The organism is Paenibacillus sp. strain BS8-2, assembly GCF_054483835.1.
Genome location: NZ_CM137010.1, coordinates 1,490,306 through 1,516,758 on the forward strand (window position 1 = coordinate 1,490,306; position 26,453 = coordinate 1,516,758).

27 protein-coding genes are annotated in these 26,453 nt (G+C 49.2%); 2 read left to right on the plus strand and 25 right to left on the minus strand.

Going from position 1 to position 26,453, the window contains the following annotated elements; genetic code table 11:
- Positions 1-2: 2 nt before the first annotated feature.
- The 4 genes from urtB to ACX1C1_RS06545 all read right to left on the minus strand — a co-directional run bounded on the left by urtB (position 3) and on the right by ACX1C1_RS06545 (position 3,758).
- A complete protein-coding gene (gene urtB / locus ACX1C1_RS06530; protein ID WP_458956317.1) occupies positions 3-908 on the minus strand; it encodes an urea ABC transporter permease subunit UrtB in 906 nt (301 codons plus the stop codon).
- 142 nt (positions 909-1,050) lie between these two features.
- Positions 1,051-2,310 (minus strand): urea ABC transporter substrate-binding protein, encoded by a 1,260-nt coding sequence (urtA, locus tag ACX1C1_RS06535; protein WP_458956318.1) that lies wholly within the window; start codon positions 2,308-2,310, stop codon positions 1,051-1,053.
- 386 nt (positions 2,311-2,696) lie between these two features.
- Positions 2,697-2,873: a type II toxin-antitoxin system antitoxin gene (locus ACX1C1_RS06540; protein WP_458956319.1), complete on the minus strand. Its 177-nt coding sequence runs from the start codon at positions 2,871-2,873 to the stop codon at positions 2,697-2,699.
- A gap of 12 nt (positions 2,874-2,885) precedes the next feature.
- Positions 2,886-3,758 (minus strand): SPFH domain-containing protein, encoded by an 873-nt coding sequence (locus ACX1C1_RS06545; protein ID WP_458956320.1) that lies wholly within the window; start codon positions 3,756-3,758, stop codon positions 2,886-2,888.
- Between the two features lie 147 nt (positions 3,759-3,905).
- Here ACX1C1_RS06545 and ACX1C1_RS06550 point away from each other — a divergent pair, with 147 nt between their 5' ends.
- Positions 3,906-4,412, plus strand: coding sequence for a Crp/Fnr family transcriptional regulator (locus tag ACX1C1_RS06550; protein ID WP_458956321.1), 507 nt, complete (start codon positions 3,906-3,908; stop codon positions 4,410-4,412).
- Positions 4,413-4,418: 6 nt separating this feature from the next.
- Here ACX1C1_RS06550 and hmpA read toward each other — a convergent pair whose 3' ends face one another.
- The 19 genes from hmpA to ACX1C1_RS06645 all read right to left on the minus strand — a co-directional run bounded on the left by hmpA (position 4,419) and on the right by ACX1C1_RS06645 (position 24,130).
- Positions 4,419-5,639: an NO-inducible flavohemoprotein gene (gene hmpA, locus ACX1C1_RS06555; RefSeq protein ID WP_458956322.1), complete on the minus strand. Its 1,221-nt coding sequence runs from the start codon at positions 5,637-5,639 to the stop codon at positions 4,419-4,421.
- Between the two features lie 292 nt (positions 5,640-5,931).
- The gene (locus ACX1C1_RS06560) at positions 5,932-7,032 is read right to left on the minus strand and encodes a peptidylprolyl isomerase (protein ID WP_458956323.1); all 1,101 of its coding nucleotides are present in this window, start codon (positions 7,030-7,032) and stop codon (positions 5,932-5,934) included.
- Positions 7,033-7,109: 77 nt separating this feature from the next.
- Positions 7,110-10,610: a transcription-repair coupling factor gene (gene mfd, locus ACX1C1_RS06565; RefSeq protein WP_458957608.1), complete on the minus strand. Its 3,501-nt coding sequence runs from the start codon at positions 10,608-10,610 to the stop codon at positions 7,110-7,112.
- Positions 10,611-10,851: 241 nt separating this feature from the next.
- Positions 10,852-11,082: an anti-sigma-F factor Fin gene (locus ACX1C1_RS06570; RefSeq protein WP_458956324.1), complete on the minus strand. Its 231-nt coding sequence runs from the start codon at positions 11,080-11,082 to the stop codon at positions 10,852-10,854.
- Positions 11,083-11,159: 77 nt separating this feature from the next.
- Positions 11,160-11,720, minus strand: coding sequence for an aminoacyl-tRNA hydrolase (gene pth / locus ACX1C1_RS06575; protein WP_458956325.1), 561 nt, complete (start codon positions 11,718-11,720; stop codon positions 11,160-11,162).
- Positions 11,721-11,896: 176 nt separating this feature from the next.
- Positions 11,897-12,550 carry a 50S ribosomal protein L25 gene (locus ACX1C1_RS06580; protein ID WP_458956326.1) on the minus strand — a complete coding sequence of 218 codons (654 nt, stop codon included), beginning with the start codon at positions 12,548-12,550 and terminating at the stop codon, positions 11,897-11,899.
- Positions 12,551-12,618: 68 nt separating this feature from the next.
- Positions 12,619-14,016, minus strand: a complete 1,398-nt coding sequence (gene glmU / locus ACX1C1_RS06585; protein WP_458956327.1) for a bifunctional UDP-N-acetylglucosamine diphosphorylase/glucosamine-1-phosphate N-acetyltransferase GlmU — start codon at positions 14,014-14,016, stop codon at positions 12,619-12,621.
- Between the two features lie 130 nt (positions 14,017-14,146).
- Complete coding sequence (gene spoVG / locus ACX1C1_RS06590; protein WP_087571183.1) at positions 14,147-14,428, minus strand: septation regulator SpoVG; 282 nt, start codon at positions 14,426-14,428, stop codon at positions 14,147-14,149.
- Between the two features lie 129 nt (positions 14,429-14,557).
- Entirely contained in the window at positions 14,558-14,956 is a 399-nt protein-coding gene (locus ACX1C1_RS06595) for a RidA family protein (RefSeq protein ID WP_458956328.1), read from the minus strand.
- Between the two features lie 79 nt (positions 14,957-15,035).
- Positions 15,036-15,863, minus strand: coding sequence for a pur operon repressor (purR, locus tag ACX1C1_RS06600; RefSeq protein WP_458956329.1), 828 nt, complete (start codon positions 15,861-15,863; stop codon positions 15,036-15,038).
- Positions 15,864-15,945: 82 nt separating this feature from the next.
- Positions 15,946-16,800, minus strand: coding sequence for a 4-(cytidine 5'-diphospho)-2-C-methyl-D-erythritol kinase (ispE, locus tag ACX1C1_RS06605; protein WP_458956330.1), 855 nt, complete (start codon positions 16,798-16,800; stop codon positions 15,946-15,948).
- Positions 16,801-16,959: 159 nt separating this feature from the next.
- The gene (locus tag ACX1C1_RS06610) at positions 16,960-17,148 is read right to left on the minus strand and encodes a small, acid-soluble spore protein, alpha/beta type (RefSeq protein ID WP_458956331.1); all 189 of its coding nucleotides are present in this window, start codon (positions 17,146-17,148) and stop codon (positions 16,960-16,962) included.
- 207 nt (positions 17,149-17,355) lie between these two features.
- Positions 17,356-17,631, minus strand: a complete 276-nt coding sequence (gene veg, locus ACX1C1_RS06615; RefSeq protein ID WP_458956332.1) for a biofilm formation stimulator Veg — start codon at positions 17,629-17,631, stop codon at positions 17,356-17,358.
- 241 nt (positions 17,632-17,872) lie between these two features.
- A complete protein-coding gene (gene yabG, locus ACX1C1_RS06620) occupies positions 17,873-18,745 on the minus strand; it encodes a sporulation peptidase YabG (RefSeq protein WP_458956333.1) in 873 nt (290 codons plus the stop codon).
- 72 nt (positions 18,746-18,817) lie between these two features.
- Positions 18,818-19,747: a 16S rRNA (adenine(1518)-N(6)/adenine(1519)-N(6))-dimethyltransferase RsmA gene (gene rsmA / locus ACX1C1_RS06625; RefSeq protein WP_458956334.1), complete on the minus strand. Its 930-nt coding sequence runs from the start codon at positions 19,745-19,747 to the stop codon at positions 18,818-18,820.
- The gene (gene rnmV, locus ACX1C1_RS06630) at positions 19,748-20,302 is read right to left on the minus strand and encodes a ribonuclease M5 (RefSeq protein ID WP_458956335.1); all 555 of its coding nucleotides are present in this window, start codon (positions 20,300-20,302) and stop codon (positions 19,748-19,750) included.
- A gap of 150 nt (positions 20,303-20,452) precedes the next feature.
- On the minus strand, positions 20,453-21,601 hold the full coding sequence (locus tag ACX1C1_RS06635) for a G5 domain-containing protein (protein ID WP_458956336.1): 1,149 nt from the start codon (positions 21,599-21,601) through the stop codon (positions 20,453-20,455).
- A gap of 448 nt (positions 21,602-22,049) precedes the next feature.
- Positions 22,050-22,817, minus strand: a complete 768-nt coding sequence (locus tag ACX1C1_RS06640; protein WP_458957609.1) for a TatD family hydrolase — start codon at positions 22,815-22,817, stop codon at positions 22,050-22,052.
- Positions 22,817-24,130 carry an HD domain-containing protein gene (locus ACX1C1_RS06645; protein WP_458956337.1) on the minus strand — a complete coding sequence of 438 codons (1,314 nt, stop codon included), beginning with the start codon at positions 24,128-24,130 and terminating at the stop codon, positions 22,817-22,819. Before ACX1C1_RS06645 ends, ACX1C1_RS06640 begins: the two co-directional genes overlap by 1 nt.
- Before the next feature lie 270 nt (positions 24,131-24,400).
- Between ACX1C1_RS06645 and ACX1C1_RS06650 the strand changes: the two genes are divergently transcribed.
- On the plus strand, positions 24,401-24,655 hold the full coding sequence (locus ACX1C1_RS06650) for an AbrB/MazE/SpoVT family DNA-binding domain-containing protein (protein ID WP_012772023.1): 255 nt from the start codon (positions 24,401-24,403) through the stop codon (positions 24,653-24,655).
- 118 nt (positions 24,656-24,773) lie between these two features.
- Here ACX1C1_RS06650 and rsmI read toward each other — a convergent pair whose 3' ends face one another.
- Together rsmI and ACX1C1_RS06660 are read right to left on the minus strand one after the other, a co-directional pair.
- Positions 24,774-25,655 (minus strand): 16S rRNA (cytidine(1402)-2'-O)-methyltransferase, encoded by an 882-nt coding sequence (gene rsmI, locus ACX1C1_RS06655; protein ID WP_458956338.1) that lies wholly within the window; start codon positions 25,653-25,655, stop codon positions 24,774-24,776.
- On the minus strand, positions 25,652-26,389 hold the full coding sequence (locus tag ACX1C1_RS06660) for a tRNA1(Val) (adenine(37)-N6)-methyltransferase (protein ID WP_458956339.1): 738 nt from the start codon (positions 26,387-26,389) through the stop codon (positions 25,652-25,654). The genes rsmI and ACX1C1_RS06660 overlap by 4 nt, the downstream gene beginning before the upstream one ends.
- Positions 26,390-26,453 lie beyond the last annotated feature (64 nt).

A 26,453-nucleotide genomic window follows, 5' to 3' on the forward strand; every position in this document is an offset into this window, starting at 1 on the left:
CTTTAATCAAGCGAGCGCGTGCGCATCGCCACCAGCCCCGACGGCCTCCACTGCAGGAACGCGACGATACACACGAATACCAGCACCTTGCCAAGCGAAGCATTAGTCCAATATTCGAATAAGGTATTAAACATCCCTATACCTGTCGCCCCAAGAACCGTACCTACCAGCTTGCCTACGCCGCCGAGTACAACCACCATGAATGCGTCCACGATATAATACGTGCCAAGCGATGGACCAATGGGTCCTAATAATGTCAGCGCGCAGCCTGCGATGCCTGCAATACCCGATCCAATTGCAAATGTCATCGCATCTACCCGTCTGGTTGATACACCAAGACATGCCGCCATCTCTCGATTCTGCATGACAGCTCTCATCCGGCGCCCTTCATGACTCCGATAAATATAGAGATACATAGCCACTAGACATGCAATAACGAGGGCAATGATAAAGATCCGTTTATAAGGAAGCAGCGTCCCTCCGAAAATTTGCAACCCTCCATCAAGCCAAGTCGGGCTCTTGACCGCCACATTCGGTGCGCCAAAGATCGACCTTGCGAGCTGCTGAAGCACAAGACCTACACCCCAGGTTGCAAGCAAGCTATCCAGCGGTCTGCCGTATAAGAAACGAATGAGACCCATTTCGAGTACAAGCCCGATGACAAATGCGATAACGAAGCTGACCGGAATGGCCAGCACAAAGTACCAGTTGAACATCGACGCAGGCATATAATCCAGGAACAGATTTTGCGTCAAATACGTGGCATATGCGCCGATCATAATGAGCTCTCCATGCGCCATATTAATCACTTTCATTAATCCGAATGTGATTGCGAGTCCAAGCGCAACCAGAAGCAAGATCGAGCTGATGCTAAGCCCATTGAACAGTTGAAGTATAAAGAGTTCCATCTCATCGCTCCTTCAGCGGCAATAGCCGGCAGGGTACAGCAAGAAGGAAGCATTCGATCCTCAAGCCCCCGAATACTTCCTCCTCCTGTATCTCTATAAGCCGCTTCATTATCCCATCATCAAGGGTTGTGCCTCTGTTATGTTACGGTTGAATGCTTGCTGCCCAAGCGTAACCTTTCAAGAACGGATCCGGTTTCACTGCTTCCCCGGAATTCCATAACTCCTTGAATTGCCCATCGGATTGAACCTCTCCGATCCGCACCGTTTTGTAGATATGCTGCGTCTCGCCGTCAATCTTAACTTTGCCGCTCGGAGCTTCCCACTCCAGCTCCTTCGCCGCTTCCTTAACAGCCGCGACATCCGTCGAGCCCGCTTTCTCTACAGCTGCAGCCCATAGGTATACCGCTGTGTAGCCCGCTTCGATCGGATCGGCTGTTACACGCTCGTCTCCGAACTTTTTCTTGTAGCTCTCCACGAACTTCGCGTTCGTTGGCGTATCCGTCGTTTGATAATAGTTCCATGCTGCCAAATGCCCTTCAAGAACGTCGACGCCGATACCACGAATCTCTTCCTCGGCTACTGACACCGACAATGTCGTCATGTCCTGAGCCGTAATTCCAGCATCCTTCAACTGCTTGAAGAAGGCTACGTTGCTGTCCCCGTTCAGTGTGTTGTACACGATGTCCGGGTCCGCTGCTTTTATTTTGCTAATGATCGTACTGTAATCCGTATGTCCAAGCGGCGTATACTCTTCGCCCACCAATTCTCCGCCTTCAGCCTTCAGCTGTTCTTTAATGATTAAGTTCGCCGTACGCGGGAACACATAGTCGGAGCCGAGCAGGTAGAACTTCTTGCCCCGATTCTCCAGCAGCCAAGTGACCGATGGAACGATCTGTTGATTCGTCGTCGCCCCTGTGTAGAAGATGTTAGGGGAAGCTTCAAGTCCTTCGTATTGAACGGGGTACCATAACAATCCGTTCAGCTCTTCGAATACCGGAAGCATCGCTTTGCGGCTCGCGGACGTCCATCCTCCGAATACCGTTGCAACTTTATCTTCCGAGATCAGCTTACGAGCCTTCTCAGCAAAGGTCGGCCAATCTGACGCGCCGTCCTCTAGTACAGGCACGATCTTTTTGCCCAATACGCCGCCTGCCGCGTTGATTTCCTCGATCGCCATCATCTCCGAGTCGATAACCGACATTTCGCTTATAGCCATCGTTCCGCTCTGTGAATGAAGGATGCCTACTTTAATTTCGCCATCCGTTCCTGCTGCGCTGGATTCTACAGGTGTGTTCGTGCTCGATGAAGCCGGTTCATTGTTCCCTGAACAGCCAGCCAATACCATGCCAACCGCCATAATCAGTAACCCCGTCTGATACAACAACCCCTTGCCCTTTCTCATCTCTCCACTCCCCGTTCCCTATGTATTTGTCTCTATTTCCGAACGTTTTGTTGGAATTGCTTTCCAACGTTCGTTCTGAGGTCAATTATAGTGGGGGATTTTTGGTTATGTCAATATACTTTACATCAAATTTTCCATAATTAATAAAATTGATCCATGTAAACTTTTTATCCCTATTTTCGGTCAAAATTATGTACATTTTATTCATTTTTTTGAATTTTGAGGGCGATTCGACAATATGGTATTCATACAAGCTGTTTCAAGATTATTTTCATGTAATATTACCTAACTTTAATGTGACATAATTTTGCGAATTAGATAAACGCAAAAAAAGAACGACCTCTCCTCCTGGATGAAGTCGTTCTATATGCCTATATACGCCAAACCTATTTATCCGAATCACGATTAGGCAGCTTTAGCCTGCCAGCTTTGCCAAGCGCCTCCCTGAGCAGAAATTCGATGTGCCCATTAACGCTGCGGAATTCGTCCGTAGCCCATTGTTCCAGCGCGCGATGGATTTCGGGATCGAGCCGCAAAGGGAACGCCTTCTTTTCTTTGGCCATATCAGGCTAACCTCAGGTATACAGCGATCCCGTATTAATAACCGGCTGGGCCGCCCGGTCGGATACGATGGACACCATCAAATTATTAATCATTGCCGCGCGCCGTTCGTCATCGAGCACAATACCATTGTCCTCCAATTGACGCAGCGCCGCGTCAACCATACCAACCGCACCCTCTACAATCTTCTGGCGTGCAGCCACGATAGCAATAGCTTGCTGACGCTGAAGCATCGCGCTTGCAATCTCAGGTGCGTAAGCCAAGTGCGTAATACGTGTTTCCCGAAGCTCCACGCCTGCTACATCAAGCCTCTCTTGCAACTCCCGCAGCAACTCTGTCGCCACTTCGTCTGCATTGCCGCGAAGCGATACCGTGCTCGGATCTTCGAAAGTGTCATAAGGATATTGCGCGGCGATATGTCGAATCGCCGTCTCGCTTTGAATTTCAACGAATCGTTCATACTGATCGACATCAAATGACGCCTTCGCCGTATCTACGACTTTAAACACGATAACCGCACCGATCTCAACGGGATTACCCTCGGCATCGTTAACCTTAAGCTTCTGGCTGTTAAAGTTCCGCACCTTCAGCGATATGGTGGACTTCGTCGAGAGCGGCATCACCATCCACAACCCACTCTCTACAACAGTCCCCACATACGTTCCGAAGAACGTTACAACCTTGGCTTCGTTAGGCTGTACGATGACTAGTGAAGATAGCGCGATGGCGGCCAGCAACAGTAAGAAAGCCCCTACTCCGATTAATGTCGCGGAAGACACATCCGCCGAAATTTCAGAACCAATTAACCATACGCCTCCAGCAGCAGCCACCACAGCTACCAAGAGCGCCAAATAACCGCTGACGCAAAATCCCTTCTTTTCCTTCAAGGCGATCACCTCTATATCTTTTTGATATATTTATGATATCACTTTTTACAAATACAGTCAATTGTTAATTGGCGTAAGTTGCTCAGCAGTTCGGTTGCCTCTACAATTAACGCAAAGCTGTTTTTGCGCGAGGAGGGCATTGCTTACATGATTGTACATAAAGGTGAGGTTGTATTCCGTCAAGGCGAAAGCGGCCCGCTCTTCCGATTGAAGAGCGGGCTGCTGAAGATCGTACGCGTACACGAGGACGGGCATATCATTGTCGTTAATTTGATCGTTGCCGGAGAAGTAATCCCCCATCACTCGCTCGTATCCGAGCAGCCCTATCACGGAACAGCTATCGCGATGATAACCAGCGAGATCGAGGTTATTCCTTCGCGAGACTGGTATGACGATTTGGCTGCACATCCAGAGAAGGCGTTAGAGATTGCGAGATTGCTGCAGAGTCGTCTCCGCGTCATGCAGCAACGGATTGATCAACTGACAAGAACTTCCCCTGCAGAGAAGCTGCAGAAGCTGCAAGAGTGGCTGACAAGCCTTACCGGGACGCCAGACAACATTGCAGATCTGCTTACTCAGGACGAGATCGGACAATTAATCGGTCTCCGCAGGGAAACGGTCAATCGATTACTGCGATCCAGTACTGCCAAGTAGTCTGCCTTATTGACCCAAGCTGCCCGTTGGACCAAAGAACTCGTAATGGATTTGCGATTCAGTCACGCCGATTGCTTGCAAGGCGGCGAACATCGCTTTCATGAACGGCACCGGACCGCACAAGTACACGTCAACATCAGGCCCTGGCAGAAGCCGCTCCAGCCAAGCTGCATCAATAATCCCTTCGTGATCGAACCTGCTTAGCGCCCTGTCCTCGCCTGTCGGTTCCATATAGCAATAGTAGACGGACAACCCTGGTGCTTGGTTCTGCAATTCGAGCACAGACTCGCGCATCGCATGCAAGTTTCCATCACGCGCCGCATGGACAAACACCGTTCTCCTATCCGGTTGCCGTTCGGCAAGCGTGTTCGCCATACTAACCATTGGCGTCAAGCCAACGCCGCCGCTCAGCAGCATGACGGGACGATTATGTGTTACATCCAGCTTGAACGCACCTGCCGGCGCCGATAACATGAGCACCTCGCCTACCGATACGTCGGCATGCAGATTGCTCGATACCATCCCTTCCGGTCGTTCTCCTAACGCATCCTCTCGTTTCACCGATATACGGTAATACGGCTTGCCAGGGGAGTCGGACAGGCTGTATTGTCGCAGCTGCGTATGTTCATCGCCGTCCACTACCATTCTGACACTCACATATTGACCCGGCTCGAACACTGCTATTGGACCACCATCTTGAGGACGCAGATAGAAAGAGGTAATGACGTCGCTTTCGACAACCTTCTTCTCCACCACAAAGGCTCGGAATCCACTCCAGCCGCCAACTTGCCCTTCCGCTTCCTCATACATCGAATGCTCCACGCTAATAAATACGTCAGCAATGACGCCATACGCCTTGCCCCAAGCCTCCAGAATCTCATCCGTCGCCGCATCTTCAAGCACCTCTTTAATCGCTCCAAGCAGATGTTGTCCCACGACCGGATATTGTTCCGGCTTGACCCCTAAGCTACGATGTTTATGGGCAATATGACGCACGGCAGGCAGAATAGTTTCCAGCTTCTCGATGTGAACAGCTGCCGCATACACAGCATTGGCCAAAGCTCCTTGTTGTCTTCCCTGCTTCTGATTGGCGTGATTAAACAAATTCAACAGCTCCGGATGCGCTTCGAATAACCGTTGATAGAATCTGCTCGTAATGGCAGTCCCATATTCCTTAAGAACAGGTACCGTTGATTGAATGACTTTGATCGTTTGTTGATCTAACATATAGATCCCCTCCAGAATAAGAATAGCCTATCATCCTTGCGATGTTCACCGTGCTCTACCTCAAGTATAGACTGCTCCTATCCCGTCCCCTGTGATTCGAATCACATGAATTCGCAACGAACTGTGTCAGCTATCTCAGCAGAACAAACATTTCTGCTTTGCGTACATCATTCCAGACTCCAATCACCCCTTATTGGTTCATGTCCGGACCTTCCAATCAAAGAAAACAGCCCTCTCATACAAGTCCTAAATAGACTCGGAGAGAGGGCTGTTACGATTGATGTACGCTTGATTATTTGGCAGCTGCAGTTGGCGATGGTGACGGAGCTGGCGTTGCAGTTGCTTCGCCGCCTTCCGCTCCCTCTTCTGCGCCTTCAGTCGCCTCAGGCTCCGGCAACGTGATCTTCAGCTCTTGCTTCGGCATTTCTTCGCTCATAAAGGTCTCCATGTACGAAGATGCCGCAGTGCCCTTCACTTCTTCCTTCTGCTCGTCAGTCAGTTGGTCATACGTCTTGAAATCACGTTTCTCAACGACCATGACATGGTATCCGTAATCAGTCTTGACAGGTTCGCCAATTTTACCGATTTCCTGTTCGAAAGCAGCTTTCTTGAACGACTCTACCCAACCGCCGCCCTCGGCGTCTGCATAAAGACCACCTTTTTCTTTCGAGCCCGGATCGTCGGAGTATTCTTTCGCAATGGCATCCCAGCTTTCGCCGGCTTCAAGTTTTGCTTTCGCTTCCTTAGCACGCGCAAGAGCCTCTTCGTCGGTACGAAGCTCTTTTGTTTCGCCTGTTTCTTGGTTTTGCTCTGTTGTCGCCACAAGGACATGACGAACGGTGGAAACAGCATAGTCCGCCTGAACCGTTTCGAACGCCTTCGTAACGTCTTCGTCTGTTACAAGCGAATTAACATGAGCCACAACCGAAGCAGTCAGCATAAGGAACGTGCTCATATCGGAATCGGAGATTTTTTTCTCCTTCAGCTTTGCTTCAAGCTCCGTGTCCGTCTTCAGATATTCTTTGTAATCCTTGAACTGCTTGTCCACATCTTCGCGAGCCTTCTTCAAGGAATCCTCGGAAGCTTTGCCCGCTAGCACCTTGTAAGAGACATATTGTTCAAGAATGATTTGTTGGAATTGCGGGATTGTGATAATTTGCTCATAAGATGGCTGAGTCACGCCAAAGATCGCCAAATATTTGTCGAACTCCGCTTGTGTAACCTTGCCGTCCTTATAAGTTGCGACTGTTTCTCCTTCGCTAACATCCTTGAACTCCAAGGAATACTCGTCATTATTGCCGCCGCATGCCGCTAGCATCGTCATGACAAGTACTGCAGCAATCGTTAGCAGCGCACTTCTGCGCCATGCCGACTTGCGTGTACTGTGCAACATGTTAATCCCCTTTCACATTCGCAATATGAATTTTGCATTATTTGTATTGTAGCAGATCAGAGACAAGAAAAGCGAATTTATGCCTGCGATGTCGCATTCTGCAGCATTTCTTTTGGCACAATCATATCCTTGTATCCTTCAAAGAACTTCTCGGACAGATGCAGCTTTTGCTCCATATTAAGCCCTTTTCCGCGAAGCGTAATGGTAGCCGGCGTCTCTTGCTCGCCAGATTGCCTGAACCGGTTCTCGAGCTTGAGACACAACTGATCCACCTGCTTGCGAATCGTCTTGCCCGTAATCGGAGCGACAAGCCTAAAGATGAGATCATCGCCTTTCTGATTAACCAGTTCAATGCTGCATAGGGATCCGTAAATTTTAAGCCGCGCGACGGACATGAGATTGCTGACAGCTTGCGGCAAGTCGCCGAAACGATCAACGAGCTCATCGATAAGATCGTCGCTCTCCTCGAACGTACGAACCGAAGCGACCTTCTTGTAAATTTCGATCTTCTGAATGCTGTCGTAGATATAATCCGACGGCAAATACGCATCGACGCTAATATCGATTCCAGTCGAAACGACTTTCTCCACCTTGGCTTCCTCACCGGACATTTCAGCTTTGCGTCTCGCGATCTCCTCCGCCAACATCTGCGAATACATGTCAAAGCCGACCGACGCGATAAAGCCATGTTGCTCCGCACCAAGCAGATTGCCCGCTCCGCGGATAGATAGATCGCGCATGGCGATCTTGAAGCCTGATCCAAGCTCGGTAAACTCTTTAATTGATTGAAGGCGCTTCTCCGCCACCTCGGTGAGGACCTTGTCCCGCTGGTAGGTGAAATAAGCATAGGCGATCCGGTTGGACCGGCCTACTCGACCTCTGAGCTGATACAGCTGCGACAGACCCATCTTGTCCGCGTCATGTACGATCAGCGTATTCACGTTAGGGATGTCTACGCCTGTCTCGATGATGCTCGTGCTGACCAACACATCCGATTCGCCATCGAGGAAGTCCAGTATCGTCTTCTCCAGCTCCTGCTCCGACATTTGGCCATGACCGATCGAAACCTTGGCATCTGGGACAAGCGCATTTATTTGCTCTGCCATCTGATGTATGCCCTGCACCCGATTATACAGGTAATACACCTGCCCGCCGCGCGCCAGCTCCCGCTCAATGGATTCGCGCACAAGCGCTGGACTATATTCCACCACGTAGGTTTGAACCGGGAAACGATTCTCTGGCGGCGTCTCGATAACGGACAAATCGCGCACCCCTAGCATGGACATATGCAGTGTCCGAGGTATTGGTGTTGCCGTCAGCGTCAGTACGTCCACATTTGTTTTCAGCTTCTTGAGCTTCTCCTTATGCGATACGCCGAATCGCTGCTCCTCGTCGACGATCAGCATACCAAGTGACTTGAAGATAATATCTTGCGACAACAAGCGATGCGTACCGATGACAACATCGACCGTGCCGTTTTTGAGCCCTTTAATCGTATCGTTCTGTTCCTTCTTGGAGCGGAATCGACTGAGCACTTGTACGTTAATGGGATATCCCGAGAAACGCTCGCGGAACGTCTCGTAATGCTGCTGGGCAAGAATTGTCGTAGGCACAAGTACAGCCACTTGTTTGCTATCCATTGCCGCTTTGAACGCCGCTCGCACAGCTACTTCCGTCTTGCCATAACCAACGTCTCCGCATAACAGACGGTCCATCGGCTGGGAACGCTCCATATCCTTCTTGATTTCCTCGATTGCTCGCAGCTGATCCCTCGTCTCATCGTAAGGGAACATCGCCTCGAACTCCTGCTGATACGTCGTATCTTCTCCGAACGCATAACCAGGAGTCGACTGCCGGTGAGCGTAGAGCTTAATCAGATCATCGGCAATATCCTGTACAGAAGCCCTAGCCTTGCTCTTGGCCTTTGTCCATTCGGTGCCGCCCAGCTTGTTGACCTTGGGCTCCTTTTCCTCATTGCCGACATACTTCTGAATCATGTCGACCTGGTCGATCGGTACGGACAGCTTGTCGCCGCCTGCATACAGAATATGCAGGTAATCACGATGAATGCCGCCGATCTCAAGCGTGCCAATGCCGACATATTTGCCGATACCATGGTTGTGATGGACGACATGGTCACCGATCTTCAGCTCGGTATAACTTTTGATCCGCTCGGCATTGTCCAGCTTCTTGTCTATACGACGCTGCTTGCGCTGCTTCTGCGAGAACATCTCGCCTTCCGTAATAACGACCAGATGCGACGAAGGCAATTCGAAGCCCTGCTGGAGGTTGCCCTCGAGCAGAATCGGTGTTTCAATACCGTAGTCATCAAGTACGCGGCGCATTCTCTCGATACGTTCTGCGCCACCTGCCAGCATGATTACCTTTGCACCGATCTTCTTCCAGCGCTCCATCTCCGACTTCAGCACGTTCATCTGACCATGGAAGTTCTGCATGGAACGACTTGTCATATTCAAGATGTTCTGAGGCTGAGAATGCGGCACCTGACGCAAGAACAGCGAGAGGAAGATCGTCGGGAACGGACGATGGTGCAGAACGTCGTCCGTCTCTCTCGCAAGGACTAGCCCAGGCAGCGACTTGCCGTTCTGCAGCAGGTGGAGAGCCCATTCACTTTCGTCCCGCTCCAGCTGCTTGGATGTCTCTATTAATCTCGTAGGTTCGTCTAGTATAAGCACCGTATCACTCGGCATGTAGTCCATAATCGTCTGGCGTTCCGGATATAACAGTGATATATACTTATAAATTTCAGGAAAATAAACCTGCTCGCGCAATTTCTCGAGCTCTCCGCCAATTTCCGCGCGCAGTCGCTCCTTGGCCGTACGATCCGTCATCTTGTCGAGCTGCCGCTCCAACAGTCCAGCCGCATGATCGGCCGCATTCGCCATCCGTCCCGCGCTTGCAATGATCTCTTGGCACGGCGTTACGACGTAGCTCTCCAATCGATCAAGAGAACGTTGCTCGGCAGGATCAAACGTACGAATAGAATCGATGTCGTCACCAAACCATTCGATCCGGCAGGCCTGCGTAGCTGTAAGCGGATAGAAGTCAACGATCCCGCCCCGAACGCTCATCTCTCCCTTGCCTTCAACACGATCGACTCTGGCATAACCAAGAGAAGTCATGCGGCGCAGGAAATCCTCAAGCGCCATCTCGTCTCCGACCTTAATCTCTACTTGCGCTTCTGCCATTACGCTGCCAATAGGCAAGTAACGTCTCACGCCGGAGAACGGCACGACAACAATCCCGCGATAGCCGCGGGACAGCTTCATCAGAACATCCATCCGCTGCGCCAATGTCTCGGGACTCGAGATCGCCGCTTCTGCGGCCATCAGTTCGTTAGCGGGATAGAGCAGCACCTTATCGGGTGACAGACATTCCTGTAGATCCTCCGCAATCTTCTGAGCGGAGAACATATTATGCGTGACGACCAGCATCGGACGTTCGATTTCTTCTTCCAGAGCTGCAATCAAGACTTGTCGAGAGGATCCGGCAAGACCGGATACCATCTGCTCACGCATCCCTTTGCGGATACCTGACAAGATCGATTGTACGTCCATATCCGCTACAAAAGCTTGTATTAGCGCTTTCAACGTGTGATGCACCTCGTTTCTCTAGCTACGGCTGGGGAGTAGCCGATCGCTGCTTCCAAATATCCAATTCATCCTGCATTGCTCCCCTGATGCACATCTACCGTCTTCGCCCACGCCAAAACAGCTACGACCGGACGTAAGCCGGCATAGCCTGTTCTAGCGGAGCCTATGAAATCATCAATAATTGTTCACATTGAAACGCTACCGTTTACTGCAAAGGATTGCCGATCAGCATAAGATCAGGATTGGAGCTGAGCGCCTCATTACAATAATCGCAGACAACCTTTACCTCAATGTTGCCGCTTGAGTCATACGCTATTATATCGCTGCGCTCTTCGGGGGTCAAGAAATGGAAACCGAGCTGTTGTTCCGTAATGGATGAACCTTCGATAGATCCCATCGACGATTTGCAGTGCCTGCATATATAGTTTACAGCCATATGTATGCCTCCTGAGGATAGGTTATACCCCCAGTATGCCCAGACATTACTCCATTTAACATTCCGCCCGCTTACGGTTATCGGTTAAACTTGGCCATTGTCTCCTCGAACGGGGACTTCAGCCCGAATTCTGCTGCATCGCAAGCGTTAGAAATCATTTCTGCCAGCTTATCCTTCTCCGCCTTGGGAAACGTAGACAACACATAGTCCGAGATAACCATGCCCGGCTGCGGTCTGGAGATCCCCATTCGGATGCGGTTAAACGTCTGCGTGTTCAAATGCTGAATCATCGACTTGATGCCGTTATGACCGCCCGCACTACCTTGGTAACGCAATCTCAGCTTACCAATCTCCGTGTCGAGATCATCGTACACCACGACGCCATCCGATAGATCCGCCTTGAAATAATCCATAAACGAACGGACGGACTCGCCAGACAAATTCATATACGTCATCGGTTTGATCAGTACGACCTTCGTACCGCCAACATTCCCTTCCCCGATCAGCGCTTTGCACTTCGTCTGTGTCACCGAGATCCCCCACCGCTTTGCAAGCTCGTCGATGACCATAAATCCGACATTATGTCTTGTATCCTTATATTGCGTACCAGGATTACCGAGTCCAACAATCCACTTCATTGCTTGCCCACTCCCTTAATCGGTTGACCCATAATCATCGGTTGACCCATAATCATCATGTATTGAATTGCATCTAATGTAGCATAATCCCGGTAAAAAACGAAGTCCCTTCTAGCCATCCCTTCACAAAAAAAGAAAAGCCCGCCGGTTGCCCGGCAGGCTGTGCGTTTAAACCATTAGGTGCTCGTCGAAATCTCTTCATGCTGCGCATGATCCGATCTCGATTCCGCTTCCTTCGACTCTACATCCTGCGCTTCCGCCTCTTCTTCAGTCAGCTCTTTCTGAGGTGCCAGCACCGTCAGCACGACAAGCTCCGGATCCGACTTCGCTTCTACGCCTTGCGGCAGAGAAAGATCCTTCACCTGCAAGCTCTCCCCAATACCTAGAGCGGAGATATCAACGATCACTTGCTCCGGAATTTCTCCCGGGAGACACTGTACTTCCAGCTCATGCAGCACCATAGACAGGATGCCGCCTTCGCGCACGCCCGTCGAATCACCGACATGATCGATACGTACGTTTGCGCGTACTGCCTCGTTCATATTGATCTGGTGGAAGTCCACATGAATGAGGGTGCCGTTAAGAGAATCTCTCTGCACGTCTGCCACCATGACAGAATGTTGACCTTGACCAGGTACCTCTAATTCCAGCACAGCGTTCGGATGGGAGCGGAGCAGCGCCTTCAATTCCTTCTCCATTACAACGACTGATGCCGCACCACTAAGCTGTCTGCCATATACTGTACCCGGTACCATGCCGCCAGCACGGAGTTTACGTAGGTCGCCTTTCGTCTTGACGGATCTCTCGTCCGCCTTCATTGCGATAGCCATATGGAATCCTCCTTCAGGTAATTGGATTTCCATATCACTTTACCCACTAGAGGAGAAAATTAAACAAATTATTTGGACCCGCGTTCCTTCTTCGCCTTTGCTCTAGCGCGAATCTTATCTGCGTAGCCCGACTTGTTGACCTGACGTTCCCTAGCAATCGATAGATCACCTGCAGGCACATCCTGCGTCAACGTTGAACCGGCTACTACATAAGCGCCGTCACCGATCTTGATCGGAGCAATCAGATTAACGTTACTGCCGATAAACGCTTCATCGCCAATCTCCGTTATCGACTTATTAAATCCGTCATAGTTAACTGTAATCGCGCCACAGCCGATGTTAACGTCTTTGCCTACAACAGCGTCTCCAACATAGCTGAGATGACTCACCTTACTGCCGTCACCAAGCGTTACGTTCTTAAGCTCTACGAAATCGCCAATCTTGCAGCCGTTCCCAAGCTTCGAGCCAGGGCGTAGATTAGCATACGGGCCAACGGAGCTCTCCGCTCCGACAAACGATTCCACTACGACGGAATATTTGATCGTTACACCATCTTCAATCTCACTTGCTGTTATATCTGCTTGGGGTCCGATGGCACAATCCTGGCCGATAACCGTCCCTTCTCGCAGTATAGTGCCTGGATATACGACTGTATCGGCGCCGATGACTACTCCGGCTTCAATATAAGTGTTCTGTGGATCAATAATCGTCACACCGCCTAGCAGATGCTCGCGGTTGATTCTCTCGCGCATATACCGTTCTGCCTCAGCAAGCGCAACACGATCATTAACGCCGATTGCCTCTGCCAAATCCGGAGTGTTATATCCCTGCACGACCTCGCCAGCAGACTTGAATAGACCGATGACATCCGTGAGATAGTATTCGCCTTGCGCATTCTCGTTCTTTACGCCTGCGAGCGCCTGGAACAACTTGCGGTTATCGAAGCAATACGTACCAGTATTGATTTCGCCTACCGCAGCTTCCTCCGGCGTGCAGTCCTTCTGCTCCACAATACGTTGAACCGTTCCATCTTCGCCGCGAATAACCCGCCCATAGCCGGTTGGATCCGCAAAGGATGCGGTCAACACCGTTGCTGCCGCTCCGCTCTCTTCGTGCAGCTTCAGCATCGATTCTACGGTCGATGCACGAACAAGCGGCGTGTCCCCGCATATAACAATTGTCGTGCCTTCAACGTCTCCGATTAGATCCTTGGCCTGTAGCACGGCATGCCCTGTTCCGAGCTGTTGTTCTTGCAGCGCATATTCCGCCGTATCGCCAAGATACGCCTTTACCTTCTCCGCTCCATGTCCTACAATGACAACGGCTCTTTCACAGTTTGCCGAACGAACCACATCCAGCACATGCCCTACCATCGGTTTGCCGCATACCGGATGCAACACCTTATATAGTTTCGATTTCATCCGCTTGCCCTGACCGGCAGCGAGTACAATCGCCATTCTTGCCATGTAATAACCTCCCTAGTTCCATTACCATACGATCCTCAGATGAATATAGCCTAATTCATATAAAAAGAAAAGAGAGCCATGGCTCTCTTTTCTGATTAGACCGTATTGTTGCGCTTTCAAAGCTGGTGCTTTACGCACCTTCCTCGATCGCAACCTCATCGGCTGCTCGCTCATACTCTGCCAACACGGCAGCTTGGATCTTCTCACGCGTTGTGGAAGAAATAGGATGGGCGATATCGCGGAATTCGCCATCCGGGGTACGCTTGCTTGGCATAGCTACGAACATACCATTGTTACCATCGATGACACGGATATCGTGAACAACGAATTCATTGTCAATGGTGATCGATGCGATCGCCTTCATACGCCCTTCCGAATTGACGCGGCGGAGTCTGACATCAGTAATTTGCACTTGTGTTCACCACCTTTGCCTCTCAAGACTTGGTGTATACTTCCACGTAAAAATGCAAAATCCTTCTAGAAATTTGGTAAATTGATGCTAAATTTAAAATATTTTTTTTGTTGTGAAAATTTTTCGTTTTCATTCGACAGAAGTCGATGCGATGACCTCAATTTCGACAAGTACATCCTTCGGAAGCCTTGCCACCTCTACTGTGGAACGTGCTGGCTTATGATCGCCGAAATACGATGCATAGATACCATTCACCATTGCAAAATCATTCATATCTTTCATGAATACTGTCGCTTTGACTACACTTGCAAACGATGCCCCCGCTTCCTCTAACACGGCATGCAGATTACGGAAAACTTGATGTGCTTGCTCCTCGATACCGCCCTCTACGAGAGCGCCGGATGCGTCGAGCGGAATTTGACCGGAGGTAAATACCAGTCCTCCAAGTTTAATCGCTTGCGAATACGGTCCAATTGCCGCAGGAGCCGCTTCTGTGGAGATTGCTTGTAGCTTGTTGCCTGTTGTCATACCTATCCCTGCTTTCATCATTTATGTATTGGAATACATGACAAGACGGATGATGATCATCCGTCTTGTCATGTTGTATTTAGGATTTGAAGTAGTTTCCTGGTATCACGGTTGATTGCTTTGACTTCATATCAACAGCTGTCAGCTTCGCGAGAGAAACATAATCCTCTAACAATCGTTCCTCGAGCTCCACTTCGCCCGACTCTACAAAGACGCCTACGCCCGCTACGGTCGCTTTAAACTCGAACAGAAGGTCCATCATCCCTTGGATCGTACCTCCGGCTTTCATGAAGTCGTCGATAATTAACACATGGGATTGTTCCTTTAGCGCTCTTCTGGCTAGCGACATCGTCTGTATACGCTTCGTGGACCCGGAGACATAATTGATGCTTACCGCCGAACCTTCCGTTACCTTGTTGTCACGACGCACAATTACGACGGGAATGTTAAGGCATGCCGCCGTTGCATACGCAAGCGGAATTCCCTTGGTCTCCACCGTCATAATAACATCAATTCTACGATCCGCGAATGCGGTTGCAAACATGCGACCAACATCCGCTAGCAGCTCAGGCTGTCCAAGCATATCCGTCATGTACAGATAACCGCCTGGCAATACGCGATCCGGCTGCTCCAGCTTCGCACAAATTTCTTTCATAATGTCTAGTGCCGCAGATTCTCTCATCTTAGGCATGTATTTAACCCCGCCAGCCGCTCCAGCCAATGTCTGCAACTCGCCGATGCCTTCTTCTTCGAAGACTTCTTTAATGATCGCAAGATCCTCACTAATCGAGGATTTGGCGGATTGGTATCGGTCGGCGAATGCTGTAAGCGATATTAACGTGTGGGGACGAGATAATAGATACTGCGTCATTTCTACGAGCCGCGAGCTCCTCTTTAACTTCTTCAATGCCATCTCCCCCCACTAAATCCGAATATTATAATCACAATATAACATTTTTATACGGATTTAATCAAGGAAAACGTCATATTTATGTAAGCATTCTTACCACGTATACTTCCTTGCAATACCCCCGCAACCCGTTATAGATTCGTGAGAGCTTTGCTTCCTTGGATACAAGACCGAACACAGTAGGTCCGCTGCCCGACATTAATACGCCTTCGGCACCTAACCGAAGCATACTTTCCTTGAGTTGACGCACCTCCGGATGCAGATCCAACGTGACGTTCTCCAGGACGTTGCCGAGACCCTCACACATATCAAGGAACGAACCTCGCTCAAGCGCATCCCTCATCCCCGCGATGGATGGATGCTCCGTAAGCTCGTTCGCTCTTAGCCTGCCATACACATCGGCGGTCGAAACATTAATTGGCGGCTTGGCAAGGACAACCCAGCATTGCGGCGGAGGCGCAATATGCTCCAGCTTCTCTCCGCGTCCGCGAGCGATAGCCGTTCCTCCCGTTACGCAGAACGGAACATCCGAGCCCAGCTCGGCGCCAAGCACGCACAGCTCGTCCTCTGAGATGCCGAGACCCCATAGACGATTCAACCCGCGAAGAGCGGCCGCTGCATCACTACTGCCCCCAGCAAGTCCGGCAGCCACCGGTATCTTTTTATCCAGATGGATGTACACGCCCTTGCGTACGTCATAACGTTCCTTGATCAAGCGAGCTGCTTGGAACGCCAGATTCTTTTCGTCTAGCGGGATATAGCCTACCTGGCTGGATATGATAATCGTATCGCGAGGCAGTTCTTCCATCTCTAGACGATCCGCAAGATCCACCATCGTCATAATCATCTCTACTTCATGAAATCCATCGTTGCGCTTGCGCAGCACATCGAGCAGCAGATTGATTTTTGCAGGAGCTTTCTCATAAATTTTCATTGGATAAGTTCACCCGTTCATATCATCTTTAAGCTTAAGCCCCATTATAACAAACGAAATCAATAAAAGCTAAACTATGGCAACCCGTCCAAATGGCTGCGCACAGCTTAGCTTTACAAGATAATTACATGCCCATCGATTCAACAGATGACCTCACGATTACGGCTGTCCCGATCTCGCAGCCGTCTGCTCTGCAATCTGTATGGCGCGTTTCACCATATTACCCGCATCCTTGGACTTAATTCCGCCCCAGCCCTCTTGCTCCACGGTTCCGTAGAAGCCTAGATCCTTGGCAAGCTCGACCTTTAACTGCTCCGACATAACGCCGCCTCTGCGTCTGCGTCCCATCCATGCCACCTCCTTTCCGCTTACCGATTTTTCATATGGATACACAACCTGATTACTTCTATTGGTACAGCACTTGTTCCAACCATAGTATGTGTTGGGCGCCTACGGAACATGCGGCGGCGGCATAACGTCAAAAAAAAAGCGCAGACTCGAAAGTCTGCGCCAGGTTGCCCGTATAGGCTCTTATATTATGAAGCTTATGTCCATCTATTGTTGAAGATAAGCGATTCGGACTTGGCCTTCATCATTGCAAACGGTCACTTCAACCGATTCGGTTAGGATATCCGCATAGCTGTATGAAACGCGCTTGAAAGCGTGTTGTTCTTCGTCCAGCTTCACAATGAAGACAGAAGGGTAGATTTCTTCCAACGTTCCGGTCCGTTCTATCGTCTTTCGGCGACCGCCGTTTGCTCTAAGACGGATCCTGGCACCCACATGGGCTTCCAAGCTGCGTTTGATATCCAATAGCGCGTTTTTTGCCATTGTCAACTACCACCTCTTTCCTTGTCCATTATAACCAAAGAAAGGGGCAATGTCAAATGAAACAAAATATTATATCAGCCAGTTATTTATTTTGTCAACGGTGATTTCACCCAAAATTTAAAAATTTATTAGTTTCTACTAAGCTCATCCTAATTATGCATCATGTTTAATCTTCCCGAGAATGCAAAGCAGCATTGGTCGCTGCTTCCTTGCATCCTCGGTCATCCACATAACCTTAGCGTTACGTATGAGCTGTGATCTTGGGCTTCGGCAGACCCACACGATGACGCCCAAGCGTCTCGATGCCTCCCACTCCGTCTATGCCGCTGATGGTCCCATGAATCACATCAGGAAGGTTGATTGTTTCACGAATAGATGTATAACTGGCCTTAATCGCAACATAAACAGGATCGAGCGCATGAATCAAAATTCGTCCTGGAGAGCTTGCAAAGTTCGCTCCCGCATGCAGCAACGCTTCGAAGTGCGATTGGCAGGCTCCTGCCACCACAATCAGATTATCGCGGTTTTTCTCATATTCACGAGAAATTCGCACAGCGTTGACGAAGTTTTGCGAATTCTTATAGTTCGTCAAGCTATGAAGCTCGTTGGGCGAACGATGCTTCAGAACACCATCATGCCCTGTTATAACAACGATATCCGGCTTAATCTGAGGGAGCAGACGATACAACATATCGCCCATTTGAGCCTCATGGAGATGAAGCCCGTAAGCCGGGACTTGCATCGTGTTATACAGCTGCATACTTTTTTTTAAGTAATTTCCGTCGCCATCCAGATGCAGCACCTTGCCGGGCATCTCGAAATAAGCCTCGTCCGAAGTCTGCATCCCCTGTCGGATGACCCCTTGCGTCTCGGCCGTCTGCTTCTCTCTGTCGGTGCGCATCTTGTGCAGCGACTCGTTGACTTTGATGCGCGCCTGCTGCACCGCACTCGTCGATTCCGGATCACGCACAACCGACAAGTCAGGTATTGGAGCATCCGCGAGCAATCGATAATCCGTGCCTTTCAGAAGGGCATTCTCCGTCCGAACGGCTTCTACACGGAACAGCACGTCGCCTCCATACGATTTGCGGACGACCAGGTCCCCTTGCTTCATAGGTCAATCACCTCTTCGTCTATCCTATGGGCAGATACACCGAATGGTGAGCAATTTATTGTTGGTTGTCGTTTATGAAGCTAACCTTGCTTCCAAGAGCGCTTTGCTAAGCTTGGCGAACTCCTCCAGCGATAGCGTCTCTCCTCTGCGGCTAGGGTCGATCTCAATACTGTTTAGCAACCCATTCAACGCTTCACGGTTCTCCTTGCCGACAAATGCGGTCAAATTATTAGCCAGCGTCTTACGTCTTTGAGCAAAGCTAGCCTGCACGACACGGAAGAAAAAGTCCTCATCGGGCACATCAACAGCTGGCTTATCCCGTAGCGCGAGCTTAATCACGGCCGAGTCCACGTTAGGCTGCGGTATAAACACGGTGTGAGGGACGGTACATACGAGCTCCGGCACGCAATAGTATTGTACGGCCACACTCAGACTGCCATACTCTTTGCCGCCTGGCTTTGCAGCCATCCGCTGTGCCACTTCCTTCTGGATCATAACGACAATATTCTCAAGCGGCAATCGCTCTTCAAGCAGCTTCATCAGAATCGGTGTCGTCACATAATAAGGCAAATTGGCAACGACGCTCACACCGGATACGCCATCGAATTGTTTTCGGAACAATTCAGGCAGATCTAGCTTAAGCACATCACCATGAATAACCGATACATGGCCCTCATCCGCGAACAGATCGTTCAGAATCGGAATAAGGCGCTGATCAATCTCAATCGCCGTTACACGTCCTGCAACCTCTGCCAAACGCCCTGTAAGCGCTCCAATACCCGGTCCGATCTCTAAGGCGCCCTTGGTATCATCAAGCCCTGCTGCGGCTACGATATTGTTAAGCACATTACGATCGATCAGGAAGTTCTGTCCTAGACTTTTCTTAAAGGAGAAACCGTATTTGGCGATAATCTCCTTGGTGCGTTTAGGTGTTCCGACATCCGAAGCCGTCCGTCCAGTCAATCCGCCCTTGACGCTGCTCGTCTCTTGCTCTGTCCCCATCTATCGATCTCCTCCATTCTGTTCCATCTCGCGAAAGGCAGCCATGAACTCATCCTTCGTAATTCGGAAGCTTGTACACCGCTTATAGAATTGTTTGCCGTTCGCATAACCGATGCCTAACAGCTTGCCCATGACCAGCCTTCTGTTCGCTGCATCCGGATGTACGATCAGTCCCGCTTCCATCAGGTCCTCCCAAGCAATCTCTCCAGCCTCCGTCCCTATGGACTCGGTTCGGAGCTCTGACAAGGCTTGTCTGATCGCCTCTGGACTTGCATTCTCTATGCCGATATCTCCTTTATAATAAGCCTTCTCTTGAGGGAGAAAGGCATGCTTACATCCCGGAGCGTGCCTTGCCACAATCTTGCGAATACGTTCGCCTGCATGATCGGGATCGGTGAAGATAATAACACCTCGGCGTTCATTCGCAAGTGCAATGCGACGCAAGACATCATCGCCGATCGCCGAGCCGTTCGTCTCAATGGTGTCCGCTTCGACAGCGCGCTTGATCGCGGCTGTATCGTCCTTGCCTTCCACTACAATAATTTCCTTAATCAACCTAATCGATCCCCGCTCTCTGTTTACATGATGTTCCTTCATTCCATTTCATCAGATTCATAAAAATGAGAAAAGAAGAGGCATCGCCTCTTCTTATGATGGCATATTTAGTTCGATATTACGATAACAGCTTTCCACATAGACGGACGGTTAGCTAGCTGACGGTTTGTTCGGCCCTAGCACGTAGACGGTATATCCCGTTTTCTTGCCGAATTTATTCGCGTAACTTTCGCTATCGAAATACACATCAATTTTATTGCCCTTCACAGCACTGCCTTTATCCTCCGCACGGCGGAAACCAATACCTTCGATATAGACCCACCATCCCATCGGGATGACGCTTGTATCGACTGCAATTGTGCGGCCTTCCTGCACCTTCGCGCCAGAAGCCGTAAGTCCATATTGCGGGTGCTCCTCATTCTTGCCCGTAGAAGCGGCGCCCGCCGAATAAGCAGTCAACGTAACATTCTTCAACACTTTCTTGGCGTTGAAGGTAACATCACCTTTGGTGACGGTCGCTACGCTTGGACTCTTGTTCGACAACACGGTAACCTTAGGCTCAGGTTTCTTGGTGCCGACTGCAACGATCTGATCCACTGCCGCGGCAGCCACGACTTCGCTGACCACTTGCGTGTTCACAAGAACGCCATCTTCGTATTTCTCTTTCGATTGCTCGATCAGGGTACCGGTCTTACCCGTCTGCACGACCTTTTCCTTACCCTGTTCAAGCGTTGGATCTTCTTTCTTCACGATTGAGAATGGAACGGACTTTTCTAACTGCGACACTTTCGTGTCAACCCGAACGATCGTTACAAGCTCATCCTCTTCTACATTCGCACTTAGAGGAGGATTAATTCTATCTTCACTGCCAACGATTATATCCAATTTCTCGATCGCCGCTCCAACCGTCTTCTCTGTCGTGTACACCGTCGATGTCTTACCATCTGCTGTTACAATGACGGGAATCGCATGAGAAACCTCAATACGGTCGCCATCCTTAATCGGTGAATTAAGCGGGATAGACACTTCATCGTGTGGCCCTATTGTAATAGCTTGTTCATCCAGTAGGCGTTGCAGGACCCATTGCTTCGTTTCGACAATGGTTTCTTGTCCATTCACTACTACGGAGACGCTTTTGACAGCCGTTCCGTACAACAACACCAAAAACATGAAAGTCATAGCGATTGAGATTACTGCACTCAAAATTATCAAACGCAAGTTTCCATGCTTCCATCGCATTGCGAAAGTCATGCTGGATGATCGCTTCCCATGGGTGTCTTTCAACTGACTTAGGCCCACTTCCTCGGTCCTCCTTCATAGCCCCGCCGCCAAGTGTTACGCATGTTACAACTGACGCGACTATAGTATATTGGCGTGCAGGCACGCTCTCCAATCTTGCAGACTCTCACCTCCCTGAATTAACCCTATGACGACTAGTTTCCGAATATTCGGCGTTTGCTGGAAAATGTCGTCAAAGTGAAGCACTTGTGGTAGGCGCCTAAGCGTTCACGATGGAGTTTAAGAAGAGGCTGTTATGAGTTTGGAAATGTCTGCTCGTCTGGAAATCCAATACAAAATGTAAAGCTCTGATTTGAATCATACCTTCATCGCAGCCCAGTTGTAAAGAAGCGATAAAATGCTATTTTCACGAAAAAAGCTGGAAATCTCCGAATAAATAGTTGAAACAATACACAAAAATCAGTTTTATCGAGGTAAAGGTCTTTTTTCCTCCCTCTTACACCGACTTTCACTGAATACCATAACAAATTTTACCGTTTTCAGTCGTAATCCTTGCTAATTCCTCCACAGAAATGCCCTTAATTTCGGCTGCGGCTTGGGCGACTAATGCCACGTACGATGACTCATTTCTCTTCCCTCTATTTGGATGAGGTGTTAGATAAGGGGAATCCGTTTCGATCAATAATCGGTTGAGCGGAACCATCTCCAGCACCTCTTTGGGTACCCTCGCATTTTTGTAAGTAACCGGTCCTCCGAACGAAATATAGAAGTTCATATCGAGACATTGTTTGGCCGATTCTCTACTGCCTGAGAAACAATGCATGACCCCTCCAACTTCGCTTGCTTGCTCTTCTTCAAGAATTCGAATGACATCCTCATGCGCCTCTCGATTATGGATGACAATCGGCATCTTTACTTTACGGGCTAATCGGATTTGTTCTCGAAATACGCGTTGCTGCACATCTTTAGGCGACGTATCCCAGTGATAATCAAGTCCCATCTCCCCGAGTGCCACTACCTTCGGATGACGGGACAACTCCTCGATCCACTCCAGGTCTTCCGGCTTCATATCAAAGCTGTCCACTGGATGCCAGCCAACAGCTGCATAGATAAACGGGTAACGCTCGGCTAGCTCGATCGTCGTAGGTATCGACTTTCTGTCGCATCCTATATTCACCATTAACTCGACACCGGCAGCACGCGCTCTGTCGATAACCGCCTCCCGATCTTCGTCAAATTGTTTAGCATCTAGATGTGTGTGTGTGTCGAATAACATCATGATTGACTCCCTTCATTAAGTTGGAATAATCGCTGCATACGCTCGGACAACTGGTCTTTGCTCGCTCGCAGCGGCTCTTCCGGGTAATAGAGATGATACTGTCCTTGATGCAGACCTGTAATAGAACGGACAATGTCAGATTTCAAAGAAATCTCGCTAATTTCATCATCTTTGTCAAGCAACAAAATCGGCGCTTTTTCCCTCTTTTCCCCCTCCTGCTTGTCCGGACGATATACATCATACGGCAAGTCGAACGGGTAGTCGATTTCCATATGGTAGTCAGGATTTAGACCTATCGATTCAAGAGCTGCAGCTACCTCGGCAAGCAGTGTCTCATCTGGCTGATCTATGGTTACATATTTATATAGCTGTCTATTCATGAAGCGATGGCATAGATCACTAAGAAGCGGATCGACTTCATCCTCCCATGCGGAGAACGCCGTTTGCACAAGCGCTTCGTCCAATTTCAAATAGTCGTGCAAACGAAGCGTATTATCGAGCAGTTGTTTAATTGGAGGTGTCATAAAGGCGAATGTATACCCTTCAGCATTTAGTTGCTGGGCCCTCCGGAAAATTTGCCTCAATATAATCTCCGAGCTGCGTGTTACCGGGTGAAAATAAATTTGCCAGTACATTTGATAACGGGACATCAGATAATGCTCGACAGCGTGCATGCCACTTTCCTTCACGACAATCTTTCCTTTATAAGGACGTAAGACACGAAGGATCCGCTCGAGGTCAAAGGTGCCATAATTAACGCCTGTGAAAAACGCATCGCGGAGCAAATAATCCATCCGATCCGCATCCATCTGACTGGATATTAAGCTCACCACAATTGGCTTCGGGTACTTCTTCTGTATAACTGCCGCTACTTGGGCAGGAAAGTCCTCCGAAATCGAACGGAGAACAGCATTAATCTCAGTATCGCCGAGAAGTATGGCACAGGTCCAAGCCTCATGATCCGTATCAAATATTTCTTCAAGCGAATGCGAGAACGGACCGTGACCAAGATCATGGAGCAAAGCTGCACATAATGAAACCAACCTCTCTTCTCTAGGCCAGTCCGGATAGCCATTTCGCTCGAACTGCGAGATGATCCGACGCGTTATTTCGTAAACGCCAAGCGAATGTGAGAAGCGGCTGTGCTCGGCACCATGGAAGGTCAAATAGGTCGTCCCTAGCTGGCGAATTCGGCGCAGTCTCTGAAATTCTTTTGTATTAATCAGATTCCATATCGTGTCGTCCTGCACGTACACATAATGATGGACGGGATCCTTAAATACCTTTTCTTCGGTCAATGATCCATTCATAATCTCATCTCCTTCTGTTCATAAATTCGACACAGCTTTATCACTTTTTGTCGAAAGATGTCGTAACTTAGTTTCCAATTTGTCGAAGCTGTTGTATTCTATTACAGTGACTTACAGTTGCATAAGATGGTATTTTCCTCATTCTTTCAAGCCTGACGTGTATTTTTTCAGGTTGACTGTTATGGGAAGAGTTGGTATTATAGTAACATGAAATCATAAAATATTGTCGAACATTGACGAATATATCTTTTTTGAGAGGATTGATTATCTATGATGAAATCTACTGGTATCGTTCGTAAAGTGGATGAGCTTGGACGTGTAGTAATTCCAATCGAATTACGTCGTACACTTGGTATTGGAGAGAAGGACGCCCTTGAGATTTATGTAGACGGTGAACGCATCATGCTTAAGAAATATGAGCCTGCATGTATCTTCTGCGGCAACGCAGAGAACGTTTCCTACTTCAAAGGAAAAATTGTTTGCCATATTTGTTTATCAGAAATGCCTTCTCCTGTGACAAAATAAAAAAAATCGGTTATAATCATTATATCCACATGTTAATTCTAACCTTTTTATACTCCTTGATGCCTTCCTGCGCTAGAACCCGGCCAGGAAGGTCTTTTTTTTGCCCAAAATGAGAAGCTTATCGATTCACTTCATTATATACATCCCGCTTCGATAGTCCGCGGTCCATCGCCGCTTGTTTGATGGCATCCTTGCGACTCATGCTTGCCTCATAATGAGCTACATGTTCTTCAAGCTCTAGCTCCGTCCACCACGCGCCCGTGGATTGATTGTCCGCAATCGCCTCTCCTGCCCCCTCCAGTACAACGCAGAACTCTCCGAGCGGCTGATGTTCATCAAACCATGTTATACATTCCGTAACGGTTCCTCTTATCGCTTCTTCATGTTTTTTGGTCAGCTCTCGTGTAACCGCGATTCTTCGATCACCTAGTGTCTCAAGCATCGCAGCTAGCGTCTTCTTGATCCGATGTGGAGATTCGTAGAAGATTACCGTTGCCTGTGTGTGAGCCAGCTCCTCCAACTTTTTATGAAGCGACTTCTTCTCTCTGGGGAGAAATCCAACAAACAAAAATTGTTCGGTAGGCAATCCTGACATAATAAGCGCCGATAAGGCCGCATTGGCACCGGGAATCGGGATGACTGCAATGTCATGTTGGACGGCTTCTTCCACCAGATCCGCTCCTGGGTCCGAGATAGCCGGTAAGCCAGCATCGCTGACAAGTGCGATGGACTGTCCATCCTGGAGCATTCGGATGAGCTCTGGACCACTCGCCACTTTATTATGCTCATGATAGCTAACCAGACGTGTGTGGATATCGAAATGCGTCAGCAACTTCCTGGTCTGACGTGTATCCTCGGCTGCGATGAGATCAACCTCCTTTAGCGTTCGGATCGCTCTCATCGTCATATCCTCTAAATTTCCAATCGGCGTGCCAACAAGATACAAGCTGCCACTAATCGAATCTCCATTTTTATTTTCGTAGCTTTTTTGTCGGTTCATACGATCTGTACCCCTTCTTCGTTATACACCATAATGGGTGGAAGCAGTCTGATGTCAGGTTTCCCATCACGCGTTGCTTCTATTAATATCATATTGGCTTCAGACTTTGCGTTGGGGTGCACGAATTGAATACGTTTGGGCTCCAACTTCCATCGGCGCATCGTCTCCACGATATCAAGCATTCGGGAAGGTCTGTGCACCATAAATAATTTGCCACCCGGACGAAGAAGTCTGCAGCAAGCACTTGCAATGTCTTCGATCGTGCAATGGATCTCGTGTCTCGCAATCGCGTAATGCTCATTTACGTTCTGTTCTCCTGCTGTTACCGGCATATAAGGAGGATTCACTGTGATGGCATCGTAGATCCCATTTCCCGCTGTTTGCGCAAATTCCCTCAAATCTTGTCGGATCACGTTAATCTGCTCTTGTAGTCCGTTCATCAAGACACTGCGCATAGCCATATCAGCTAGCCGCGGCTGTATTTCGATGGCATCCATCTTCGCTTGAGTCTTAGCCGACATGAGAATCGGGATGACCCCGTTACCTGAGCACAGATCAGCAATTTGACCTCTCTTTGGCAGCGTAGCGAATCTGGACAACAGCACCGCATCAAGTGAGAAACTAAATACCTCGCGGCTCTGTATAATCGTAAGTCCTGTGTCCGTCAACAGATCATCGATCCGTTCACCAGGCAATAAAGGAACTTCTTGTTTGGACTGGGATAACGTCATCATTTTACTCTCCTTATATAAAAATGACCGTCCCCTTAGGTAAGGACGGCCCGTCGATACATACAAA